This window comes from Trichocoleus desertorum AS-A10 (assembly GCF_039962155.1).
Taxonomy (GTDB): Bacteria; Cyanobacteriota; Cyanobacteriia; order FACHB-46; family FACHB-46; genus Trichocoleus.
In genome coordinates this window covers 183,853-204,295 of the sequence record NZ_JAMPKN010000002.1, presented here as the reverse complement: position 1 = coordinate 204,295, position 20,443 = coordinate 183,853, and the positions used below count along the sequence as shown (strand labels likewise).

Below are 20,443 nucleotides of genomic sequence, written 5' to 3'. Positions count from 1 at the left end.
TATACGCGTCTCTTCCTGCATCAAAAGAGGGACAGAGAGCAACAATGGCAGAGCAAAATTCAAATCAAAAGCCTGAAGCACCAGTGATTTTTCGGAATCGAGTGGTTGATAAAGGACAGCTTAAGAAACTAATTTCTTGGTCTTTTACCAACTACGGCACAGCTCGAACTGCCCAGGTGGCTGACCTATTGAAGGATTTAGGCTTTCGCTACGCTACGAAGGCAGGGGTTTCAATTAGTGTAGATGACCTACAAATACCTCCAACCAAGCGAGCGCTATTGGACGCAGCGGAAGAAGAAATTCGAGAAACGGAAACCCGTTATACCCGTGGCGAAATTACCGAAGTAGAGCGCTTCCAAAAGGTGATCGACACTTGGAACGGGACGAGCGAAGAACTCAAGGATGAGGTGGTACGCCACTTCAAAACCACCAATCCGTTGAACTCGGTTTACATGATGGCCTTCTCTGGAGCGAGAGGCAACATCTCTCAGGTGCGCCAGCTAGTCGGTATGCGCGGACTGATGGCTGATCCGCAAGGTGAAATTATTGACTTGCCGATTAAAACTAACTTCCGGGAAGGTTTGACCGTTACTGAATACATCATTTCCTCCTACGGAGCACGGAAGGGACTAGTAGACACTGCGCTCAGAACCGCAGACTCTGGATACCTCACCCGTCGTCTGGTGGATGTGGCTCAGGATGTGATCATCCGCGAACTCGACTGTGGCACCCAACGGGGTATCCCAGTGCGTAGCATGACCGACGGCGATCGCGTCTTGATTCCCCTGAAAGACCGCTTGTTTGGTCGAGTGATCGCAGAGGATGTGGTGCATCCGCAAACCGGAGAAGTGGTCGCTGCTCGGAACCAAGACCTTTCGGATGACCTATGCAACATCATTGGTCAATCAGGCGTAGAAACAGTGATGGTGCGATCGCCTCTAACTTGTGAAGCGACTCGTTCTGTCTGTCAGCATTGCTACGGGTGGAGCTTGGCTCACGCTCACATGGTGGATTTGGGTGAAGCGGTTGGAATTATTGCTGCCCAATCTATTGGTGAGCCTGGAACGCAGCTAACCATGCGGACTTTCCACACTGGAGGGGTATTCACTGGAGAAATGGCGCGTCAAGTGCGGGCTACCTTTGAAGGCACCATCCGCTACGCTAAGCGTTTCCGGACTCGTCCCTACCGGACCCGTCATGGAGATGAAGCTTTAATTGCGGAAAGCAATACTGATTTGATGCTGGAGTCGGGTTCTAAGAAAGAATCTTTTGCGATTCCTCAAGGTTCAACTTTGCTCGTTAAAGATGGCGAGCATGTCAAGAAGGATCAATTCTTGGCAGAAGTCCCGCTGGCGGGTCGAACTCAGCGTACCACTGAGAAGGCTAGTAAAGACGTGGCTTCAGACTTGGCTGGGGAAGTCAAGTTTGCCGACATCGTTCCTGAAGAAAAGAAAGACCGTCAAGGCAACACCACCCGAATTGCTCAAAGAGGTGGCTTGATCTGGATTCTATCGGGTGAAGTTTACAACTTGCCCCCTGGTGCCGAACCGACCGTGAAGAACGGCGATCGCGTGGATTCTAGTAGCGTCCTCGCTGAAACCAAGCTGATCACAGAGCATGGTGGAACCGTACGCCTACCTCAGCAGGAAGCGGAAGGTAAGGGCGGTCGCGAAGTTGAAATTATTACAGCTTCCGTATTGCTAGATGAAGCGCGAGTGCGTGTTGAGAGCTATCAAGGCCGCGATCACTACTTAGTTGAAACCAACCACAACCAGTCGTTCTCTCTCAAAGCAACGCCTGGAACGAAGGTGACAAACAATCAAGTTGTCGCAGAACTGATCGACGATCGCTACCGGACTCAAACCGGCGGGATCATTCGCTACTCTGGCGTTGAAGTGGCGAAGCGAGGTAAGGCTAAGCAAGGCTACGAAGTGGTTCAAGGCGGAACGCTGCTTTGGATTCCGGAAGAAGCGCACGAAGTGAATAAAGATATTTCTTTGCTCCTCGTTGAGGACGGCCAGTACGTCGAAGCAGGAACAGAAGTCGTTAAAGACATCTTCTGTCAAAGCAATGGTGTGGTCGAAGTCATTCAGAAGAATGACATTCTGCGGGAAATCGTGGTCAAGCCAGGGGACTTGCACATGATTGACAATCCCGAAGAATTTATGGGCAAAGAACCCACCTTGGCTAATCCTGGGCAAGAAGTGTTACCTGGTTTAACCCTTAGCGAACTCCGCTTCCTAGAGTATGTAGAAACGCCCGAAGGTCCAGCCGTGCTCCTGCGCCCGGTTACCGAATTTGTGGTGCCAAACGAACCTTCTGTACCGAGTCAAGCCTCAACTAGTGAAGAGTCTGGCCGTACCATTCAGCTACGTGCGGTACAACGCTTGCCTTACAAGGATGGAGAGCGAGTTAAGTCCGTGGAAGGTCTAGAACTACTCCGCACTCAGCTCGTACTGGAGATCGATCAAGACGCACCTCAATTAGCCGCTGACATTGAGCTAATTCCGGACGAGACTGATCCAGAGATTATGCGGCTCCAACTCGTGATTCTGGAATCTCTAGTGATTCGTCGCGACATTGCTGCAGACACCACTCAAGGTAGTACTCACACTCGTCTCTTGGTCAAAGATGGCGAGCAGATTGCTCCTGGTGCTGTCGTAGCGCGGACAGAAATTCAGTGTAAAGAGTCTGGTGAAGTCCGAGGGATTCGCGAAGGAGCCGAAGCGATTCGCCGAATCCTCGTGGTAAGGGATGCTGACCGAGTGGTCATTAGCACTCAAGGCAAGGCTCCCAAAGTGAAAGAAGGTGACTTACTAGTAGCTGGCACAGAAATCGCCTCTGGTACCAAGCTAGAGGAATCTGGCCAAGTCGTTGGGATAGGCGAGGGTGAAGTCACCTTACGTATTGCTCGTCCTTATCGGGTGTCTCCTGGAGCTGTACTCCACATTGATGATGGGGATCTAGTTCAGCGGGGTGACAACTTAGTGCTGCTGGTGTTTGAGCGGACGAAAACTGGAGACATCATCCAAGGTTTGCCCAGAATTGAAGAATTATTGGAAGCTCGCAAACCTAAGGAAGCTTGTGTCCTCTCAGAGCGTCCCGGTACCGCGCAAGTCGTCTACAGCGATGATGATGTGGCAGAAGTCAAGGTCATCGAAGCTGATGGCGTGATGACAGACTATCCCCTTGGTCCTGGTCAGAACGTGATTGTCTCCGATGGGCAGGAAGTTGGTGCATCAGAACCTCTCACGGATGGTCCTTCTAACCCCCACGAGATTTTGGAGATCGTCTTCAAGGTCAACCGCGAAACGTTGGGAGTTCATGACGCATCCCTGATTAGTTTGCAGAAGGTACAAACCTTTTTAGTGAACGAAGTGCAGTCTGTGTACCAATCCCAAGGGATTGATATTTCGGACAAACACATCGAGGTGATTGTGCGGCAGATGACTTCTAAGGCTCGCGTCGATGATGGTGGAGACACCACCATGTTGCCTGGTGAATTGGTGGAACTCTACCAAGTTCAGCAAGTAAACGAGGCAATGGCCATTACCGGGGGGGCACCTGCTGAGTACACTCCTGTGTTGTTGGGTATCACCAAGGCATCGCTCAACACGGACAGCTTTATTTCGGCGGCTAGTTTCCAAGAAACCACACGGGTGCTCACAGAAGCGGCGATCGAAGGGAAGTCTGACTGGTTGAGAGGTCTGAAGGAGAACGTGATCATTGGACGCTTGATTCCAGCGGGTACTGGTTTCAATGCTTATGAAGAAGTGGGCAGTCCCGATATTGACCTTACCTTCGATGGCACCAGTGTCTTTGATGAAGATGCGGACCTCCGAGATGTGGTCTTAGACGATCGCACTGCTCGTAGCTACGGGTTAGATGGTGCATTCGACGATCGCCCCAACTTCAGCTTCGAGAGTTTCACGGCTCCCGTTCCCGGAGATGAAAAACCAACATCTGCCATCTTGGACGATGATGAACTGATTGATGATGAGTTTACCGATGTGGTGGATGATGACGACGAAGAGTAATCTTCTTTAATCGCGCTATCTAACACATTTAGGCTTAAGTGAAACCGGAGGCTCAGGAATATCTGAACCTCCGGTTTTTCTTTGCCACGGTAAATCTAACGACTAGAACACAGAGACTTGCTGTGGTCGGTAGTCGGGGCCTGATTTGTTGGCACAAAAACCTAGATCAACGGTTTGATTGGGTTGTAGGACTCTTGCCCAACTAGGCGGTGTGACTTGGTATTGCGACCCTTGGCGGTTGAAATTTCCGTTCCAGCTATTGTTAATGTTGGCTTGATTCATCCGAAAAGCTAACTGCCAATTCTGCACAGCTTTCTGAGTTGGATTCTGGACTAGGAACCTGACGCAAAAGCCACTCGCCCAATCCGACTCGATTGTCATCTTAGTTGTGAGTTGATTTTTGGTCGTTTGAGTTTTATTAGGTGATAAGGAGGTGGGTGAGGTGGCAGGCGATCGCGGAGTTGGCCGTGGAATTGGCCGCTGACTTGCCCCCGCTCGTTGCTGCTTTGCTGGGACAACCGTACCCGTTGGCCGGAAAGTTGTGAGTGGAGAACGCGCTGTAGGTAAGAGTTGGCTCAAGAGTTTTTGCTTAGCGTCCTCGATGCTGCGCCAATCATCTTGTAAAACGCCCCCGGTATCCTTGCTGTTAGGATTCCAGCTCCAGTAAGTAAAACTCAGTTGTTTCTGCTTAATAAACTCAACCAACTGTTGTTGCCAAATGCCTTCTTTGGAAGTGCTGTCTACCTGCCGTCCCCCAAATTCTCCAATTAAAACTGGAGCTAGCTTCTGAGTTGCAATGTAGTGAAATCCAGTTTCCCAGCGGTTGTAAAGGTTTTTAGGGAAAGTTCTTTCTGAAAACCAGGGTTGGTCGTAAACTCCAGGGCCATACTCATGAGGGGAGTAAACGAGTTGATGCTTGACTGCTAAGCGAACTGGATAATGTTTCACGCCTTCTAAGTTGCCCCCTTGCCAGTGCCTGGATAATTTTTGTCCAGGCACATTATTCTCTACTCCCTCAACGACAATCAGCCAATGAGGATTCGTCTTCAAAATGGCATTACCCGCTCGCTCAGCTGCTAGTCGCCAGTCTGTTGCTGAGTCATTGGTGCCCCAACTCGCTCGACCATGCGGCTCATTTTTTAGGTCAGCTCCAATGACATGAGGCTGATTCTTGTAACGATTTGCTAACATTTGCCAGGTGTCAATCCAATCAGCTGCGGTAAAGCCATCGCCATACCAAAGTTCTGGGATGCGTTGATCATTCAGTTGATGACAGTCCAGTAAAATCAGTAGCCCTTGTTGTCCTGCCTCTTGAATTACGGCGTCCATAATTTCTAGAGGCGATTTACCTTGCAAGGTTTGATTGGCACCAATATTGAAGTCAATGCCACTTGCTGCGGCAGAGCGCAAAGCTTCTAGGGAGAAGGGCAGCCGAATGATGTTGTATCCTAATCCTTTGATTTGTGCCAGCATCTCACGGTAGTCCCGCGCCCAGAGACCGTGAGGGGCATGCAATTCAGTTTCGATGCCAAACCAGTTCACTCCCCGCAATAAAACTGGACGACCTACCCCATCGACAATTTGGGCTCCTCTGGTGGAAAGAGGGAGCGCGATCGCGGCACTCGCGGCTTCTAAACCTGGGTTGAACTGTAATCCCAAACTGAGACATAAACCCGCTAAAGCTAAGGACAACCACTGGAGTAAAGACCGCGATCGCCAAATTGGGGTTTGAGCGCCTAAATGGGGACGATTGGGGTTGAGTGATCGTGCCTGTTTCCAGGCAGGAATTGCTCTTTGGCAATAGCGCCCAAAAGATTTCAAAGCTAGCTGGAACAATTTGCTCATATGTTTAGTCAATAAATGGTTTAGCTATGAGCACTCAATGAGATAGCCAAAATAACCTCTTAATCGCTTCTTAACTTCTATTGAGTTAACTAATAGGTTTCATCGGTCTAACTCGATTGACTCCGCAATAACATGCAACTCGGAAGATTACAGGTTTCGACGTTAATTCAAGTCAAAGGTGTCTATTTATTGAAAGATTTACCATTCAACAATCCAGCTTCATCTAAGCTTCTTGTAGCCCTCAGCCCTTGATAAATATAGCTCTATCCTAAGAGGTACTTACCTTTTAGGGATTATTTGTATGGGCAAAATTAAGAATCTAAGCTAAGGGATATAACTTACGCAACTTCTATCAACCAAAGCGCTTAAGTAAAAAGTTCACATCTTCTTCATCACCTTCTCTGGGTGTCTTTATCAGCTCTATACGAAAGATTACCTAGATACCTATTAGTGTTTATAGAGAAGAGAAATTACTCTATGTGCTGCCTTCTAGAGTGAATTTCCTAGTTACCCACTCAGTCACTGTTTTCGATCCTGCCTGACCTAAGAACTAGGGATATTGAAACAGTAGATATACTTTCCGCTACAAAACCAACGACTTTTGAAACCCATATTTGCTTGGAGTCCCCAAAATGCCTGTATCGTCGCTTAAAAGCTTTTTATTGCCTGCTGTCCTTCTGTCTAGCACGGTGTTTTCCAGCTTGACGCTACCATTAGTTATGTTGGGTTCACAGCCAATTGATATTCGGGTTCAGCAAGAACCTGTTTTCACTGGCCAATTGAAAGATGTAGCAGCTCCTTACCTTGGTTTTGCAACGGCGCTGAGTTTGGGTGCGGGCATCGCTAGCGTAGCTGTAACTGGATGGCGGCGGTCTTCACGCAAATCGGCTCAAGTTGAAGAACAGCTATCCAGCCTCCAAGAGAATTTGCAAGTTAAAGAGAGCCAGTTAGAAGAACTAAAGTTATCCGAAGTTCGCCTAGCTGCTACAGGCCTCTCTGAATTTCTGCATGACAAGCCAGTCCAAGTGGTCACGGGAACTACGGTAGATTTGGCTCAGCCTGTCATGATTGCTCCATCAGCCATCCCCACTGCAACTGCTGAAACAGTTACGACCTCGCAGGCTGCTGTCAAAACTGATCTGTCCCGTCCTGTCTCAGTGCAAGCCGCTGTCTCCGCTCTGCATCCAGCTCAAGCTTTCCTTAGTTTTGCTCAAGCTGGGGCAACTACCGAGGAAACAGAGGTACAAGCACCCGTTGCCCATGCCCAAGTTGATGAGTTGCAAACTCAACTCAAGCAAATCATGGCTCAACTGGAAGTGTTGCAAGGAGCTTTGCACGATGTGCCTCAACTGGATGCTGCTCGTGCTAGCAGCTTCACCAGATTCCATCCCACTATGAGCTATGCTCAGCGCTCCCAAAAGGTAGAGCCAATCCGTGTTCAACAGAAAGTGGCTTCCTGACTCACACAGTTAGCTCAAGGCTACTTGATTGCCAAAGCCAAACTACTGTTTCCTCAACCCTTGATGCCGCTAGATATAACTTGAAGCAAGCGTCGTTAGCGGAGTAACTGATCAGGTGAGAGAGGAGCAGTAGTTTGGCTTGTATTGGCACTAGCGGTTGGCTTAGAGTTCGCTGGGGCTGATTTTTCAGGGGTAGTAATCTGCGAGCGATCGCCCCATCCTCCGTTGATGTCTGCTGTCGTCAGGGTGGGAGGAGTGGTTTTCCCAGTCGGTAAGGGTACGGGTAAAGCTTGACTAATCTGTAGATAACGCTGACCATCAGTAGTGAATCGCGCTAAATTACCTTCTAGTTGAATTCCCTGCTCTTGTATTTTCTGCTGAATCGTAGGCGGTTGTCCCTCTGGCTCAAACGTTGCTAGAAAGACAACATCAGGGGCGGGAGTCGTTGGAATTTTGAGTTCGGACTGGTTAATCTGCCATCCCTCGCGAAATTGGCCATTGGGTGCAACTTGCCAAAGATTGAGGGAGGTCTGCCACTTGCCTTGGTTAACCACTACGTCTTGCCGACTTAAGACGGTGTAAGTCAACTGAGATTGAAGTTGTGGTGATAAACCCCCAGTTGCTAAGGGTGCTGTTTGACTGGGAGAAAGGTAGCGGATAGCAGAGACAGTGATGCGGCTCTGGTCTGGTAAGTTTGTGTTGCCTGAGACGGAATAAACTCCCGATCGCCCAGCAGGTTCTACTTGGAGGTTCAAATTAACCTCAGGAGGTTTAGCTTGCGAGCAACCAGTGCTAGCCAGAAGTAAGCCGCTTAAACAATAGGGTGCCGCTCCATGCCAAATTTGTTTGGCGGGCAAGATGGAATGTAGGAATTGACGTTGCATGGCGATCGCGAGTAAAAATGGGGCTATAAACGGAATAACAAATCCTATTAGTTAGTGTGAACTGAATTAGAACAGAATCAAATAGTGATTCATGAAGATTTTCTTGATCAGGACAATATTTTAATCTTCTAGTTCTTGTGTAAAAACTTAGTGAATTCACTGGCTTTTTTGACACAATAACTTGGAGATATTGTATTTCCTTAAGGTAGATTGTCTGACGCTAATTCAAGTTAGGGTGCTTAGTAAAGAGTTCGATTTTAATAATATTTAGATTGAACGCATTCAAACACTAGCGATGTATTTGCATACAAGTAAAACTTTATTGTTCCAATGACCGCCGCTTCTGCTAAAGTTTTCAGCAGTCTAAATGTTTTTCGGTAGTCTTAGCTTCCATATTCACTAGACCGCATCAGACAGCACAATAGGTGTGAGCCATATCATGCTTGATTCTCGTTGGTCTATCTTCCGTAGCTATTTACTCTCGCTTAGAGTCCTAGCATCTGGCTCAATCTCATTGCTTCTTTTCATCGGGCTAACTCAGGTGAGACCTAGCTGGGCAAATTCTCCCCGTCTGTCGGAATCAACGCCTCAACCCAGTTCTCAGAGTCAGGCCCCAGCCACTCAGAGTCCAAGTTCCGCAGCAAAGCTCAGAAATAAAAAGGCTACACCTCAGGCTCGCTCTACGTTGGCTGCGGCAGCGATCGCCCCTCTTAATACTCCCCAAAACCTGTCTAATACTGAAGCGGATCTAGTCCATCAAATCGCTGGTTCTAGGCCGGAAGTGCTGGCTAAGCAGGTAGAAACGGCCTTGCCCAGTTTCATCGCTTCAGAGCGATCGCCGTCTTTAGAATCTGACGCTACGACTCCATCTAAGTCGGTTAACTCGAAGCGATCGCGATCGGACCAATCTCCATCTATTACGACTAAAAGCACGACCAAAACCTCTGGGGTTAAACCGTCCCAGACAGCCCCCATCAAGACGGCTGACAATTACTGGCAGATGAATGGTGCGGGCTTGGGTGTCCCGGGACAATATAGTCCTGGAGTCTGCGCGGGAAATTGCAATGGTTGGCCGCAGCCTGTAGGGCAGCGTAGCGATCCCAACGGACAACCCCTGCTAGTACCAACCCCCTTGCCTACGGTTCGCCCCGAGACGCCAAGTGCTAGTTTTTCGCCTCAGCAACTGCCTTGGATGTCTGGAGGGCCTGTAGCTGCTCCGGGTTGGGGCGGCGTCAATGGTAATGCTTACCCTTATCCCTATCCGGTCGGGCAACTACCTCCGGCTCAGCTAGCACCAATGGCGCCTCCTGGGTGGCATCCTTATGGTTGGAATCCCAATGGTAATCTCTACCCGATGGGTCAGCCTATGCCTGCTCCCATGCCAACCTTGATGGTTCCAGGGGCAGGTGGTCCTACTGGACCTGATAGCTCCAATAATGTCTATTTCTACAATCGGTACGCTCCTTCGCCACAGCCTACTGCCGCACCTGTAGCGCCTGCCTCCGTTCCTAATTTGACTGCGCCATCAACATATCCAAATTTCTATAATGGTGCACCCAATTCCCCAAACAATTTCTATAATGGTGCGCCGAATTATCCCGGTAATTTCTATAGTCCAAATCCGGTTTACCCCACTAACACTTATAGTCCTCAAGCTCCTAGTTATCCCAACAATTATCCCAGTAATATTTATAACAATGTTCCTGGTTATCCCAGTAATTATCCCAACCCTGCTTTAGGGTATCCCGGTAATTCTTATCCGCCTAGTTCTTACCCACCTAATTCTTATCCAACTGCATTTCCAACTGCACCTGGTTATCCCAGTAGTTCTTATAGTCCTGTACCCAACTATCCCAGTAATTATCCCAACCCTGCTTTAGGGTATCCCGGTAATTCTTATCCGCCTAATTCTTACCCACCTAATTCTTATCCAACTGCATTTCCAACTGCCCCGAATTATCCGAGCAATCCATCTAGTCCTGCGCCGAATTATCCCGGCAATGCTGCTAATCCTACGCCCATGTATCCCGGTAGCGTTTATAACGCTGCACCCAACTATCCTGGAAGTCCCTACCCCGGTGCCCCTGCTGCGCCCTATGGTGCTCCTAGCCCCTACGGTGCTGGGTATCCGACGGGACAGCCAACCGCTTTTCCGCAGTTCCAAAATACGCCTACACCAACAGCCCCTCAGAGCACGACGGCCCCTCCAAGCAATTCACCAAGTAATGTAGCTCCTGCCGCTGCTTTAGAAACTCGACCAGAAACTTCCTCTAAGCCACTTTTGCGGAGTACAGCTTTGAGCGAACCTTCTGTGCAACTGCAAGGTGTATATCTCTATCAGGCTGATGAATCATCCGCTAGAGCCCGCTTGTCAGCGGCTTATCCTTTAACGCCCAATATTCTGTTTGGTGGGGCGCTGGATTTGACGACAGGGCAGGGGTTGGTCGATTCGCAGCAAGAGGGGCTGAGTCTGAATGAGTTGTTTGTCGCTACTTCTCCGCGAGATTTGCCAAACTTGCGGTTTGTGGTGGGGCAACTAGACTTGACCTCTTATTTCGATCGCAACAGTTTTGCTAAGGATGGCGCGAGCCATTTCTTTAACCCAGTGTTTCAGACTAACTCCGCGCTGACCGCAACTGGGATTGGTTCTCGGCCTGGTGCTTTAGTGAACTGGGCTTTAACTGACAACATCGAGGCTAGATTTGCGGCGTTTTCCTCGGCGCGGAGCATTGGGGATTTCAGCTTAGATGGCTTTGCGGGCGAACTGGGATTCCGTTACGGCAACGCTATCATTCGCGGTACTTACAGCACAGGGCGAGAAACTGGGGCAGGCGACGGCTTCCGAGAAATCTTTCAAGTGAATCGAGGGGATGGGTTGAGTGGACCCCAGCGAGGCGATCGCGAGGAAGGCTTTGGCATCAACGCGGAAGTCTTTATTCCCAGCCTCAACATGGGTTTGTTCGGTCGCTACGGCCAGTACAACAACCGGGGGCTTGACGAACAAGGCAACACCTACAACGTTGGACTCACCGTTTTAGATGTATTTGCCCCTGACGATCGCTTAGGCCTAGCCTATGGTCGCCAACTGTCTAATGCGGCTTTACGAAGACAGCTGGGCGATCGCAACCCAGATGTGCTGGAACTCTATTACGATTTTCGCTTTTTGCCTAACTTGCGGCTAGGCTTTACCTTACAGGAACTAAATGGTTTCTCGGAGACGATCGCAGGATTCCGGCTCAAGACCGAATTTGATGTCACACCGAAGGGCAGGCTGCAATGAACCAACGGCATGACACCTGGAAAAACACCCGCAAAACAGTGAAGTTTAGGCGCTTGGCCTGGTCTTGCTTGCTCGCCGTAGGATTGAGCGGTGGCTTGATGGTAGACCTGTGGCCCTGGGAAATTCCGGCGGTGCAAGCGCAGACGGTGCCTGCTTCGGTTCGACAAGCTTACACCTTGCTAAATCGCGGCTTGGTCAATGATGCGATCGCGGCTTTTCAGCGGGCTATTCGCAGCTACCCACAATCGATAGAAGCCAAGTTGGGATTGGCGATCGCCTATCGGCGGGCGGGACAAGATGCCAATGCCTTCCAAGCTTATGGGCGCGTGTTGGAACAAGACCCCAACAACCGTTTGGCGCTCAAAACGTTGGGTTTCCTAGGAGGCTACCGAGCGGAATGGCAAGACCAAGGCATTATCGCCTTAACCACCTTGCTGAACTTAGAACCCAACGACCTAGAAGCGCGGGGACAGCGGGCGCTCTTACTGGGCTATCGGGGTCGCTTTGCAGAGTCTTTGGCTGATTACCAGATTGTTTTACAAAATAATCCCACCCCGGATGTGATTCTAGGGGCGGCGCAAATTTACACTTACACGGGAAATGCCCAGCAAGGGTTAGAGCTATTCAACCGCTACCGGGCTTCCGGCAAAACGATCACCGGGAATGCCGCAGTGGCCTATGCTCGCGCCTTGAGGGAAACAGGCAATCCTGCTCAAGCGATCGCCATTTTGCAAGCGCAACTACAGGCATCCCGCGAGTTAGACGACACGGCGATTCAAGCTCGCTCGGAACTATCTCAAGCTTATTTGGCTAACCAGCAACCTGCTGAAGCGCTAGCAGTTTTAGATCCACTCCGTGGTCGTCCTGAAGCAGCCTTGCCTTTGGCGAGGGCACTCAATGAGTTAGGGAGCAAAGCCAATGCTCCGACCCTGACCCAAGAGGCAGCAGCCCTCTACCGTCAGGAACTCCAGCGCCAAACCAATCCTACGCCGACGTTGGTGCAAGAAGTGGCCGATGTGCTCAGCGGTATACCTGCCGAGCAACCTTATGCGCTGCAACTGTATCGCCAACTGACGCAGCAACAGCCCAATAATCAAATTTTGGCGCTGAAGCAATTGGCCTTGGAGAGCCAGTTGGGCGTGATTTCTAGAGCTGAGCTACGGCAACGACTACAAACGGTTTTGCAGCCTTTACCGAGCAATCCAGTAGAGCTACAACAGTTAGCTCAAGCGCTCTCAGCAGTGGAACCAGAACCAGAACTGTTCCCGGTGTACCAAACGTTGCTGCAAGCGGGCGTGAACGCTCCTTTTCTGAACTTCCGCATCGCCCAACTCTTGATTCAGCAGAACAATCTGCCAGCGGCGAGAAGTGCCTTGGCTGCCTATGCTAATACATCGGCAGGAGCACAGGACCGAGCTTCGGAACTACTTTTGGCTGAGATCGAGCGGCGGGAAGGCAACTTGGAAGCCAGCGCCCAACGTTATCAAGCAATTCTGGCCAGTAATCCCAGCGATCGCGACATTATCAATAATGCTTTGCAAGGCTTGGCAAGTGTGCGCCAAACGCAGGGACGCACGGATGAATCACTGGCAATTTATAACCAATTAGTAGCCCTGAATCCGCAAAATTTGGAAATTCAACTGGGCCGAGCGGCTTTGGCTTATCAGGCTCAACGGATTTCTTTAGCTGAGGCGGAAGCAGTGTTGAATACTTGGCTGCAAACCCGCCCCCCCACCGACACACCGCCGGAATTAGTGACTTTGGTGGGAGTGCTACCCCCGGACCCTCGTCGCGAACCGCTTTACAATGCGCTGCTGCAACTGGACCCGAATAATTCTGCTTTGCAGTTACGCTCGATTCAGGTGATTGCCGCTCGGAGTCCTGCCCAAGCCAGAGCGATCGCGGCCCAACTGGTAGCCCGCAATCCCAATAATCCGAGTGCTTACCAACTGCAAGGGCAGGTAGCCCAGGCATTAGGAGATTTGGACCAAGCCAGTGATGCCTACCAGCGGCTTTTGCAAATCCAACCGAACAATGTTGAAGCATTATCTGCTTTAGGCGGGGTGCGATTCCAGCAGCGTCGGTTTGGGGCGGCAGAGCAGTTGTATTCGCAAGTGCTGGCGTTCAATCCGACAGATGTGGGGGCACAGCGATCGCTGGCTGAACTGATGGCGGCTCAAGGCATGCCCCTCACCGCTTTGCAGCAACTGGAACAACTTCAGGTACAGCAAGCGACGACTGGAACCCCGGATAGTAGCTTGTCTCGGAGGGTGCAGCAGATCAAAGAAGACTTGTTGAGACAGCGAGGGTTTCAACCACCGTGGGAGCGTTACTAACTGCTAAATGGATGGTGTTGTCACCATGCGGTTCAATTTTGTGCCTTTAGCTTTACTACCTTGTGCAGGGCCAGTTGAGATGTTACGGTACCCCAAAACTAAGCGACAAACAGGCTCGTGGTCATGGTGGCGTAGGGCAGCAGTGGCGGTTAGTCTGAGTGGCATGATGGGACTACTCGGATGTTCTAGATTTTCTAGCGACGCCAGACAATCTCCACCCGCTACCCCGCCAACCACTACAGCGCCAACTCCCAGTCCAGACCCGACTGTAATCAGCTCAGCAACAGCAGCGCCAACTCAACAACTGTTGCAGCAAAGTTGGACCGCCTATCGGCAACGTTTTATTCAAGCGGATGGGCGCGTGATTGACCGGGAGGCAGGCGATCGCTCTACGTCCGAAGGGCAAGCCTATGCCATGCTGCGAGCGGTGTTGAGTGATGACCCCAGCACCTTTGCCAAAACCTTGCAGTGGTCAGAAAACAATTTGCAACGCCAAGCTAATGGCAAACGTACCGACCAGCTCTGGGTTTGGAAGTGGGGCCGTAATGAACAAGGCCCAAATGAACCCGCAAGATGGGGAGCGATCGACCCGAATTTTGCCAGTGATGCCGATGTCGATGCCATTACCGCTCTGATTTTGGCATCCCGGCGTTGGCAGAAACCAGAGTATTTGAAGTTGGCCCAAGCCAAATTGCAGGACTTGTGGCGATTCTCCACTGTGACCGCTGGTGGGCAGCGCTATTTGCTGCCAGGGCCAGCCGCAGCTTTTCAGCAGCAGACCGTGATTCAACTGAATCCGTCCTACTTTGCGCCTTATGCATTTCGGCTTTTTGCTCAAGTCGATCCCAAGCACGATTGGCTGAGCTTGGTGGATAGTAGTTATCAAGCTCTGGAAAACTCAGCCACGCTATCGGCTGTTGGTTTGCCGAGCGATTGGGTAGCGGTGGACACAACCACAGGAGAATTTCAACCGTTACCGCTCTCTGGGCCGCTGAAAAGCCAATACAGTTTTGACGCTTACCGCGTCTGGTGGCGGGTGGCTTGGGACGCGGAGTTGTTTGACTCCGCACCTGCCAAAGCATATCTGCAAAAGCATTCAGGATTTCTGCAAAAACAATGGCGATCGCAACAAAAAATCCCCGCCACTTTTGATCTTTCAGGTGCACCGACCGTGAGTTACGAAGCCACTGCTCAATATGCCATGTTGTATCCTGCTTGGCGACTGCTCGACTCGGCGATCGCCACCGAGCTTTGGCAGCGAAAGTTGCAGCCCCAGTACCGCAATGGTTTTTGGGATAACAACTCCGCTTATTATGTGCAAAACCTCGCTTGGTTAGGCTTGCTACCGCCCGACACCATTTCTCCCCAACTGTTGCAACCTCGTTAAAGCCCCACCCGCTAAACTTACCCATCCATGCAACGCATCTTCCGGCACTTACTTTCATCTTCCCGCCGCCAGTCCCGCCCAGGGAGCCGCCAACAGCGCCCCGTGATCTGGCTCTTGTTACTCACCTTTGCGGGCACAGCGACTGGGGTGACGGCAAGCTTAGCCGTAGCCCAACAGAACGATCGCGATATTACCCAAGACGAAAACCAGGTGATCGAGGAGCTGACGCTGCCAGAACCGCCACCGCAAGCTCCGGTGTACCAACCTGCACCTGAGCCTGCACCTTACGAACCTGCACCAGAACCCGCACCTGCGGAAGCTCCAGCTCCCAGAGAACCAGCGGCGATTGAGCCTGACCCTGAGCCTGCTGCTCCCCCAGCCGTCACTGCACCAGAACCTGCCAGCTCTACTCCCTCACCAGGAGCCAATCCAAGTCCTAGCTCTACCCCGGATGCTGTTGCTGCCCGAGGCCCAACCGTTCCTTACGTCCTAGAATTCAACCGCAGCCCAGTCGTAGGTAATCGCTTGCGGTTACAAGGGGTGTTTGCCGATGCTCGCTTAGGATTTACCCGTCCCCGCACTTGGAATTTGCGTTCTGCCAAGGTACTGGTGCGGTTCCAACACTCGCCCGCCCTTTTAGCCAACCGTTCTAACTTAACCGTTCGAGTAAATGGAACGAGCGTTGGCAGTGTACCACTGAACCGGAAGCAGTCCGAAATCGGTCAGGTTTTGCTGAATGTGCCGCCCAACTTAATTCAAGACTTCAATGAAGTGACGCTGGTGGCGCAACAGAACAACTCAGCCACCTGTACTGATCCTGCCGATCCCACCTTATGGACGGAAGTCTTACCTGATTCCAAGCTGATCTTTAACTATCAGCCCAAACCCGTCAAACTCGACTTTACCCGATACCCCTATCCTTTCTTCGACGACCTCAGCCTGGACCCGAATCGAGTCACTTATCTGTTACCCAACCAAGTCAATAGTGCTTGGTTGACCTCGGCGGCTCGCTTCCAGGCCGCGCTAGGACGCTTGGCAGAGTTTCGACCGCTAGAAACTCGGTTGGTGAAAAACCTCAATCAGGCAAAAGCAGACGAGCGCTTGGTGGTGATTGGTACCCCTGAGGAGCAACCGGCGCTAAAGTCCCTCAAGTTGCCACTGGCGATCGCTGACAACCAAGTGCTAGACGCTAGCCGCAACCCATTGCCAGCGGAGTCAGGCATTTTGATGCTGGCCACCACCCGCAACAATGGCATTCCGGTTTTGATTGCCACAGGGAATGGTCCAGAAGGCGTTAACAAAGCGGTGCAGTTTTTGGTGCAGTCGAAAGACCGCCAGATTGGTACAGGTTATTACCTAGTCGTGAATAGCGTTACCCCAGTGCCCACGCCGCCTCTGAGGCAATGGCCCGGTTATTTGCCCGAGAAAAACTCCTTCAAACTGCGTGAGCTCAATAACGCTGAGAACGAACCTTTTGAAGATGTTACGGTGCGGGGTGCTTATGCGCCGCCTGTAGAGGTAAATTTCCGAGCCTTGCCAGATGACCAGTTCACTCGTGGCAGTTCGATGAACTTGGTGTATAGCTACGGCCCGCAGGTGAATCCTCGACTCTCGACGGTGGAAGTACGACTCGATGGTGCCCCGATTGGCGGTAAGCGGCTGACCTCCGAGCAGGGAGCCGCTAGGGATACGTTAAATGTCAATCTCCCGGCTGAGTTAGTTAAACCGGATTCCAAAATTCAGGTAGCCTTCAACCTCAGTCCGCGTGAACCTGCTAACTGTGGTCGAATTAATGACCAGCAACTTTGGGGGAAAGTCCATGCTGATACCAACTTTAAACTCAAGCGCCAAAATGTCGTCCAAATTCCTGATCTGAAGTTGCTGTCTACGGGGTATCCCTTTGCTGCGCCTCAAGACCTCTCCACGACAGCAATCGTGGTTCCGGAAACGCCATCCCTCACCGACTTGAGCACATTGTTAGAGTTTAGTGAGCGCTTAGGTCGCCTCAGCCAAGCCGACACGGTGAAAATAGAGGCTTACACCCAAGACGCTCTCACGACAGAAGTGAAGCAACGACAAAACTTAGTCGGAATTGGTGTGCGATCGCAGTTCCCCTTCCCCGAAGCATTCCAAGAAAATGGCTTTGCTCTAAAAAATGTGTTTTCTCGCAAATGGAATCAAAGCCAGATTCAAGCCTTGCCAGATTCGGAAGGGGTGATCAAAGAAGTGATTTCTCCTTGGAACGACGATCGCGTCCTGCTGGCTTTGAGCGCACAAACAGAGGCAGGCTTACAGCAAGTGCAAAATTTGCTGAACCAAGACCCATTGTTCTTCCAGCTCAATGGCGATACGGTGCTGATTAGTGCCAATCAAGCAAGTGCTTCGGGCTACGATCCAGATGCTTACAATTTGGAGTTTCTCCAGCAAAGTTCTCAGCGACGGCTGGACAACAGCAATCCTTTCAGTAAAGTTTCGCGCTTTTTGCAAGACCATTGGTTCGTGCTGCCGACGGGGATCGTTGTATTTGCTTTGGGTCTCTACGGTATCACTCAGCTCTATCTCAAGCGTGTAGAAAAGCAGGATAAATAAATGGCCAATCCCTCTCCCCCGTTACGGCCAGATCCACCGCCCCTAGCGACTGGAGCGACAAGGCGATCGCCTCTAGACACACTAACCGATTGGTTGGTGAACCTGGTTCCCAGTTGGTTCGATCGCGCCTTGCAATCGCTTAACCGCCGCCAACTTTGGTTATTAGCTTTACTCGTGCTCTTGCTCTCCTTGCCCTTGGTGACTACACCGCTGAAGGTTTGGCAGCAAGGCGTGATTGCAGGGCTACTGGTTCTGATGGGTTGGTTGATTGTGCGCATTGAGCAGCAACGCAACAACCCGCAAACTAGCGAATATCTGCATTTGTTCTTGGTGTGGCTTAGTACAGTGACGACGGCTCGCTACCTGTACTATCGCACCGCTTACACTTTCAATTTTGACGGTTGGCTCAACGGCTTTTTTTGCATCCTCTTGTACGGGGCAGAGCTATACGCGATCATCACGCTGTTTTTGGCTTACTTCCAAACTCTGAAAATCAGAGAGCGCCAACCCATTGACCTCTCTACTATTCCCAGCGATCGCTTGTTTAAGGTGGATGTTTATATTCCCACCTACAACGAAGATGTAGAGATTGTCCGCAAAACAGCCTTGGGAGCTTTAGCGATCGATTATCCCGCTGACAAAAAGCGGGTCTATATCTTAGATGACGGTCGAGCTGAAAAATATAAGGATAGACGAGAGTCCCTCCGCCAGATGTGTGAGGAACTTGGCTGCACCTTGCTGACTCGCGACAACAACGACCACGCCAAGGCAGGCAACATTAACACGGCCTTTAAGCGTACTGATGGCGACTTGGTCTTGATTTTGGATTGTGACCACATTCCTGCTCGACCCATTCTCCAAACAACGGTGGGCTTCTTTTATGATTCCAAGGTGGCGTTTGTCCAGACGCCGCACTGGTTCTATAACCCAGACCCGTTTGAGCGCAACTTGCTGACTCGCGGCAAAGTGCCTGTGGGCAACGAACTCTTTTATAAAGTGCTGCAAAAAGGGAATGACTTTTGGAATGCAGCCTTTTTCTGCGGTTCCGCAGCGGTAATTCGCAAAGACTATGCCCTGCAAATTGGCGGAATTGCCACAGAAACAGTCACGGAAGACTGCCACACCGCTTTCCGGCTCCACTCCTTGGGCTATAAGTCGGTGTACTACGACCAAATCATGGTGGCAGGTTTAGCCCCAGAGAAGTTCTCTTCTTACATTGGTCAGCAAGTGCGCTGGGCTAGAGGCATGGCCCAGATTTTGCGCCTAGAAAATCCTCTGCTCAACCGCAAGCTCAACCTGACTATTCCGCAGCGGATTTGCTATTTTTCGGCGACTTCGCACTTCTTCTTTGGCTTTCCGCGTTTGATGTACGCGATCGCTCCCACCCTTTTCCTGCTATTTGGCATCAATCCGATTCGGGGTTTAGGGCTTGAGACCTTAGCCTACGCCCTGCCACATATTCTCTTGTCGATGTACGCCAACTTCATCACCTACAAGAATGTGCGGTTCTCGTTCTGGAACGAGATTTACGAATTCGCCATGTCGTTCTACGCCGGAGCCGTGACTCTGATGGCGTTGATCAATCCTAGAATGGGGTCTTTCAACGTTACCGACAAAGGGTTATCCGTCACCAAACGAGACTTTGATTGGGAATCCGCCCGTCCCTTGGTAGTAGTGGCGGTTCTGGTTGCTCTGTCGGTGCTATCCGTGCCCTTCTGGTTGATTCTGAGGCCAGAAGATAGCGAAGCTGTGTTGGTGAACATGCTGTGGGGCATCTTCAACCTAGTGTTGATTGTGGCGGCAATTTTGGTTTCATTTGAACAGCCGCAATTACGACGAACCCACCGCCTTAACCGCAAACTAACCGCAGTCATCTATGGCCCCGACCAAACTTGGAGAGGCAAAACTGAAGATGTCAGTGAGTCCGGGGCTAGAATTGTGCTCGATTCTTGGCCAAACTTACCAGACGAGATCGAGTTAGAACTCGTGGGTGACTATGGAGCCCGAGCGTTTCTCAAGGCGCGGATTGTGCGAGGAGTGCCGCTGAATGATGCCCAAACCATTTTAGTCGCTGACTTTATTAACCCTACCCAGTCAGAACTGGATGCCTTAGCGATCGTGCTCTACTCGGATGTGCGCGAGTGGTATTCTCAAAATCGTACTGAAGTAGATGACCCCCTGGATTCTCTCCGCTTTATTGCGACCAGCTTGACTCGCTCTTTTCAAGAAGCCAAGCCCATTCAGGGCCAAAAGGTGCGCAAGCGCATTCAAACTCCCGCCCAGTTATATTGGGAAGGCCATTTTTATACGGCTATGGCTACTGAGATGGGAGTTCGCAGCCTGCGGCTAGAATTTCACGAACCAATTGATGCTTTAGAACAACTTCGGCAAAGCCAGCCCGTCGTCGGCGTGTTGCTAGAGGATGGTCATCCTTTACCCAAGCGTTTGTTGGCAGTGGTACAAACAATAGAGCCATTAGCCAATCCTGGTAATGGAGATGTAGCATCGAGTACCGCGATCGAACTGCGCTTCCCAGAGCAATTGCAAGAACGCCAGGAAGGTCGAATCAAGCAACTTCTGGCAACGCTCTAGCCAAAACTCCTCAAGGGTTTGTGAGAGGCGCAC

Annotated in this window: 9 protein-coding genes; 7 read left to right on the top strand and 2 right to left on the bottom strand. The window is 50.9% G+C overall.

Annotated elements, in window-relative coordinates; all coding sequences use genetic code 11:
* Positions 1–44 precede the first annotated feature (44 nt).
* Positions 45–4,037: a DNA-directed RNA polymerase subunit beta' gene (locus NDA01_RS04760; RefSeq protein ID WP_348227058.1), complete on the top strand. Its 3,993-nt coding sequence runs from the start codon at positions 45–47 to the stop codon at positions 4,035–4,037.
* Positions 4,038–4,139: 102 nt separating this feature from the next.
* On the opposite strand, the gene NDA01_RS04755 is transcribed toward NDA01_RS04760, so the two are convergent.
* Complete coding sequence (locus NDA01_RS04755) at positions 4,140–5,882, bottom strand: cellulase family glycosylhydrolase (RefSeq protein ID WP_348227057.1); 1,743 nt, start codon at positions 5,880–5,882, stop codon at positions 4,140–4,142.
* A gap of 632 nt (positions 5,883–6,514) precedes the next feature.
* Here NDA01_RS04755 and NDA01_RS04750 point away from each other — a divergent pair.
* Positions 6,515–7,342 (top strand): hypothetical protein, encoded by an 828-nt coding sequence (locus NDA01_RS04750; RefSeq protein WP_190554149.1) that lies wholly within the window; start codon positions 6,515–6,517, stop codon positions 7,340–7,342.
* A gap of 95 nt (positions 7,343–7,437) precedes the next feature.
* On the opposite strand, the gene NDA01_RS04745 is transcribed toward NDA01_RS04750, so the two are convergent.
* Positions 7,438–8,226 carry a hypothetical protein gene (locus NDA01_RS04745; RefSeq protein ID WP_348227056.1) on the bottom strand — a complete coding sequence of 263 codons (789 nt, stop codon included), beginning with the start codon at positions 8,224–8,226 and terminating at the stop codon, positions 7,438–7,440.
* Between the two features lie 541 nt (positions 8,227–8,767).
* Here NDA01_RS04745 and NDA01_RS04740 point away from each other — a divergent pair.
* The 5 genes from NDA01_RS04740 to bcsA are packed head-to-tail and all read left to right on the top strand — an operon-like array spanning position 8,768 to position 20,410.
* Positions 8,768–11,506, top strand: coding sequence for a carbohydrate porin (locus NDA01_RS04740; protein WP_348227055.1), 2,739 nt, complete (start codon positions 8,768–8,770; stop codon positions 11,504–11,506).
* Positions 11,503–13,842: a tetratricopeptide repeat protein gene (locus NDA01_RS04735; RefSeq protein WP_348227054.1), complete on the top strand. Its 2,340-nt coding sequence runs from the start codon at positions 11,503–11,505 to the stop codon at positions 13,840–13,842. Before NDA01_RS04740 ends, NDA01_RS04735 begins: the two co-directional genes overlap by 4 nt.
* Positions 13,843–13,867: 25 nt before the next feature.
* Positions 13,868–15,229: a family 8 glycosyl hydrolase gene (locus NDA01_RS04730; RefSeq protein ID WP_348227053.1), complete on the top strand. Its 1,362-nt coding sequence runs from the start codon at positions 13,868–13,870 to the stop codon at positions 15,227–15,229.
* Between the two features lie 27 nt (positions 15,230–15,256).
* A complete protein-coding gene (locus NDA01_RS04725) occupies positions 15,257–17,818 on the top strand; it encodes a cellulose biosynthesis cyclic di-GMP-binding regulatory protein BcsB (RefSeq protein WP_348227052.1) in 2,562 nt (853 codons plus the stop codon).
* Positions 17,819–20,410, top strand: coding sequence for a UDP-forming cellulose synthase catalytic subunit (gene bcsA, locus NDA01_RS04720; RefSeq protein ID WP_348227051.1), 2,592 nt, complete (start codon positions 17,819–17,821; stop codon positions 20,408–20,410).
* Positions 20,411–20,443 lie beyond the last annotated feature (33 nt).

Bases quoted from the DNA above. Each gene is read 5' to 3' on its own strand.
- bcsA (WP_348227051.1), top strand. From the start codon at position 17,819: ATGGCCAATCCCTCTCCCCCGTTACGGCCAGATCCACCGCCCCTAGCG.
- NDA01_RS04735 (WP_348227054.1), top strand. From the start codon at position 11,503: ATGAACCAACGGCATGACACCTGGAAAAACACCCGCAAAACAGTGAAG.
- NDA01_RS04750 (WP_190554149.1), top strand. From the start codon at position 6,515: ATGCCTGTATCGTCGCTTAAAAGCTTTTTATTGCCTGCTGTCCTTCTG.
- NDA01_RS04760 (WP_348227058.1), top strand. From the start codon at position 45: ATGGCAGAGCAAAATTCAAATCAAAAGCCTGAAGCACCAGTGATTTTT.
- NDA01_RS04730 (WP_348227053.1), top strand. From the start codon at position 13,868: ATGCGGTTCAATTTTGTGCCTTTAGCTTTACTACCTTGTGCAGGGCCA.
- NDA01_RS04725 (WP_348227052.1), top strand. From the start codon at position 15,257: ATGCAACGCATCTTCCGGCACTTACTTTCATCTTCCCGCCGCCAGTCC.
- NDA01_RS04745 (WP_348227056.1), bottom strand. From the start codon at position 8,226: ATGCAACGTCAATTCCTACATTCCATCTTGCCCGCCAAACAAATTTGG.
- NDA01_RS04755 (WP_348227057.1), bottom strand. From the start codon at position 5,882: ATGAGCAAATTGTTCCAGCTAGCTTTGAAATCTTTTGGGCGCTATTGC.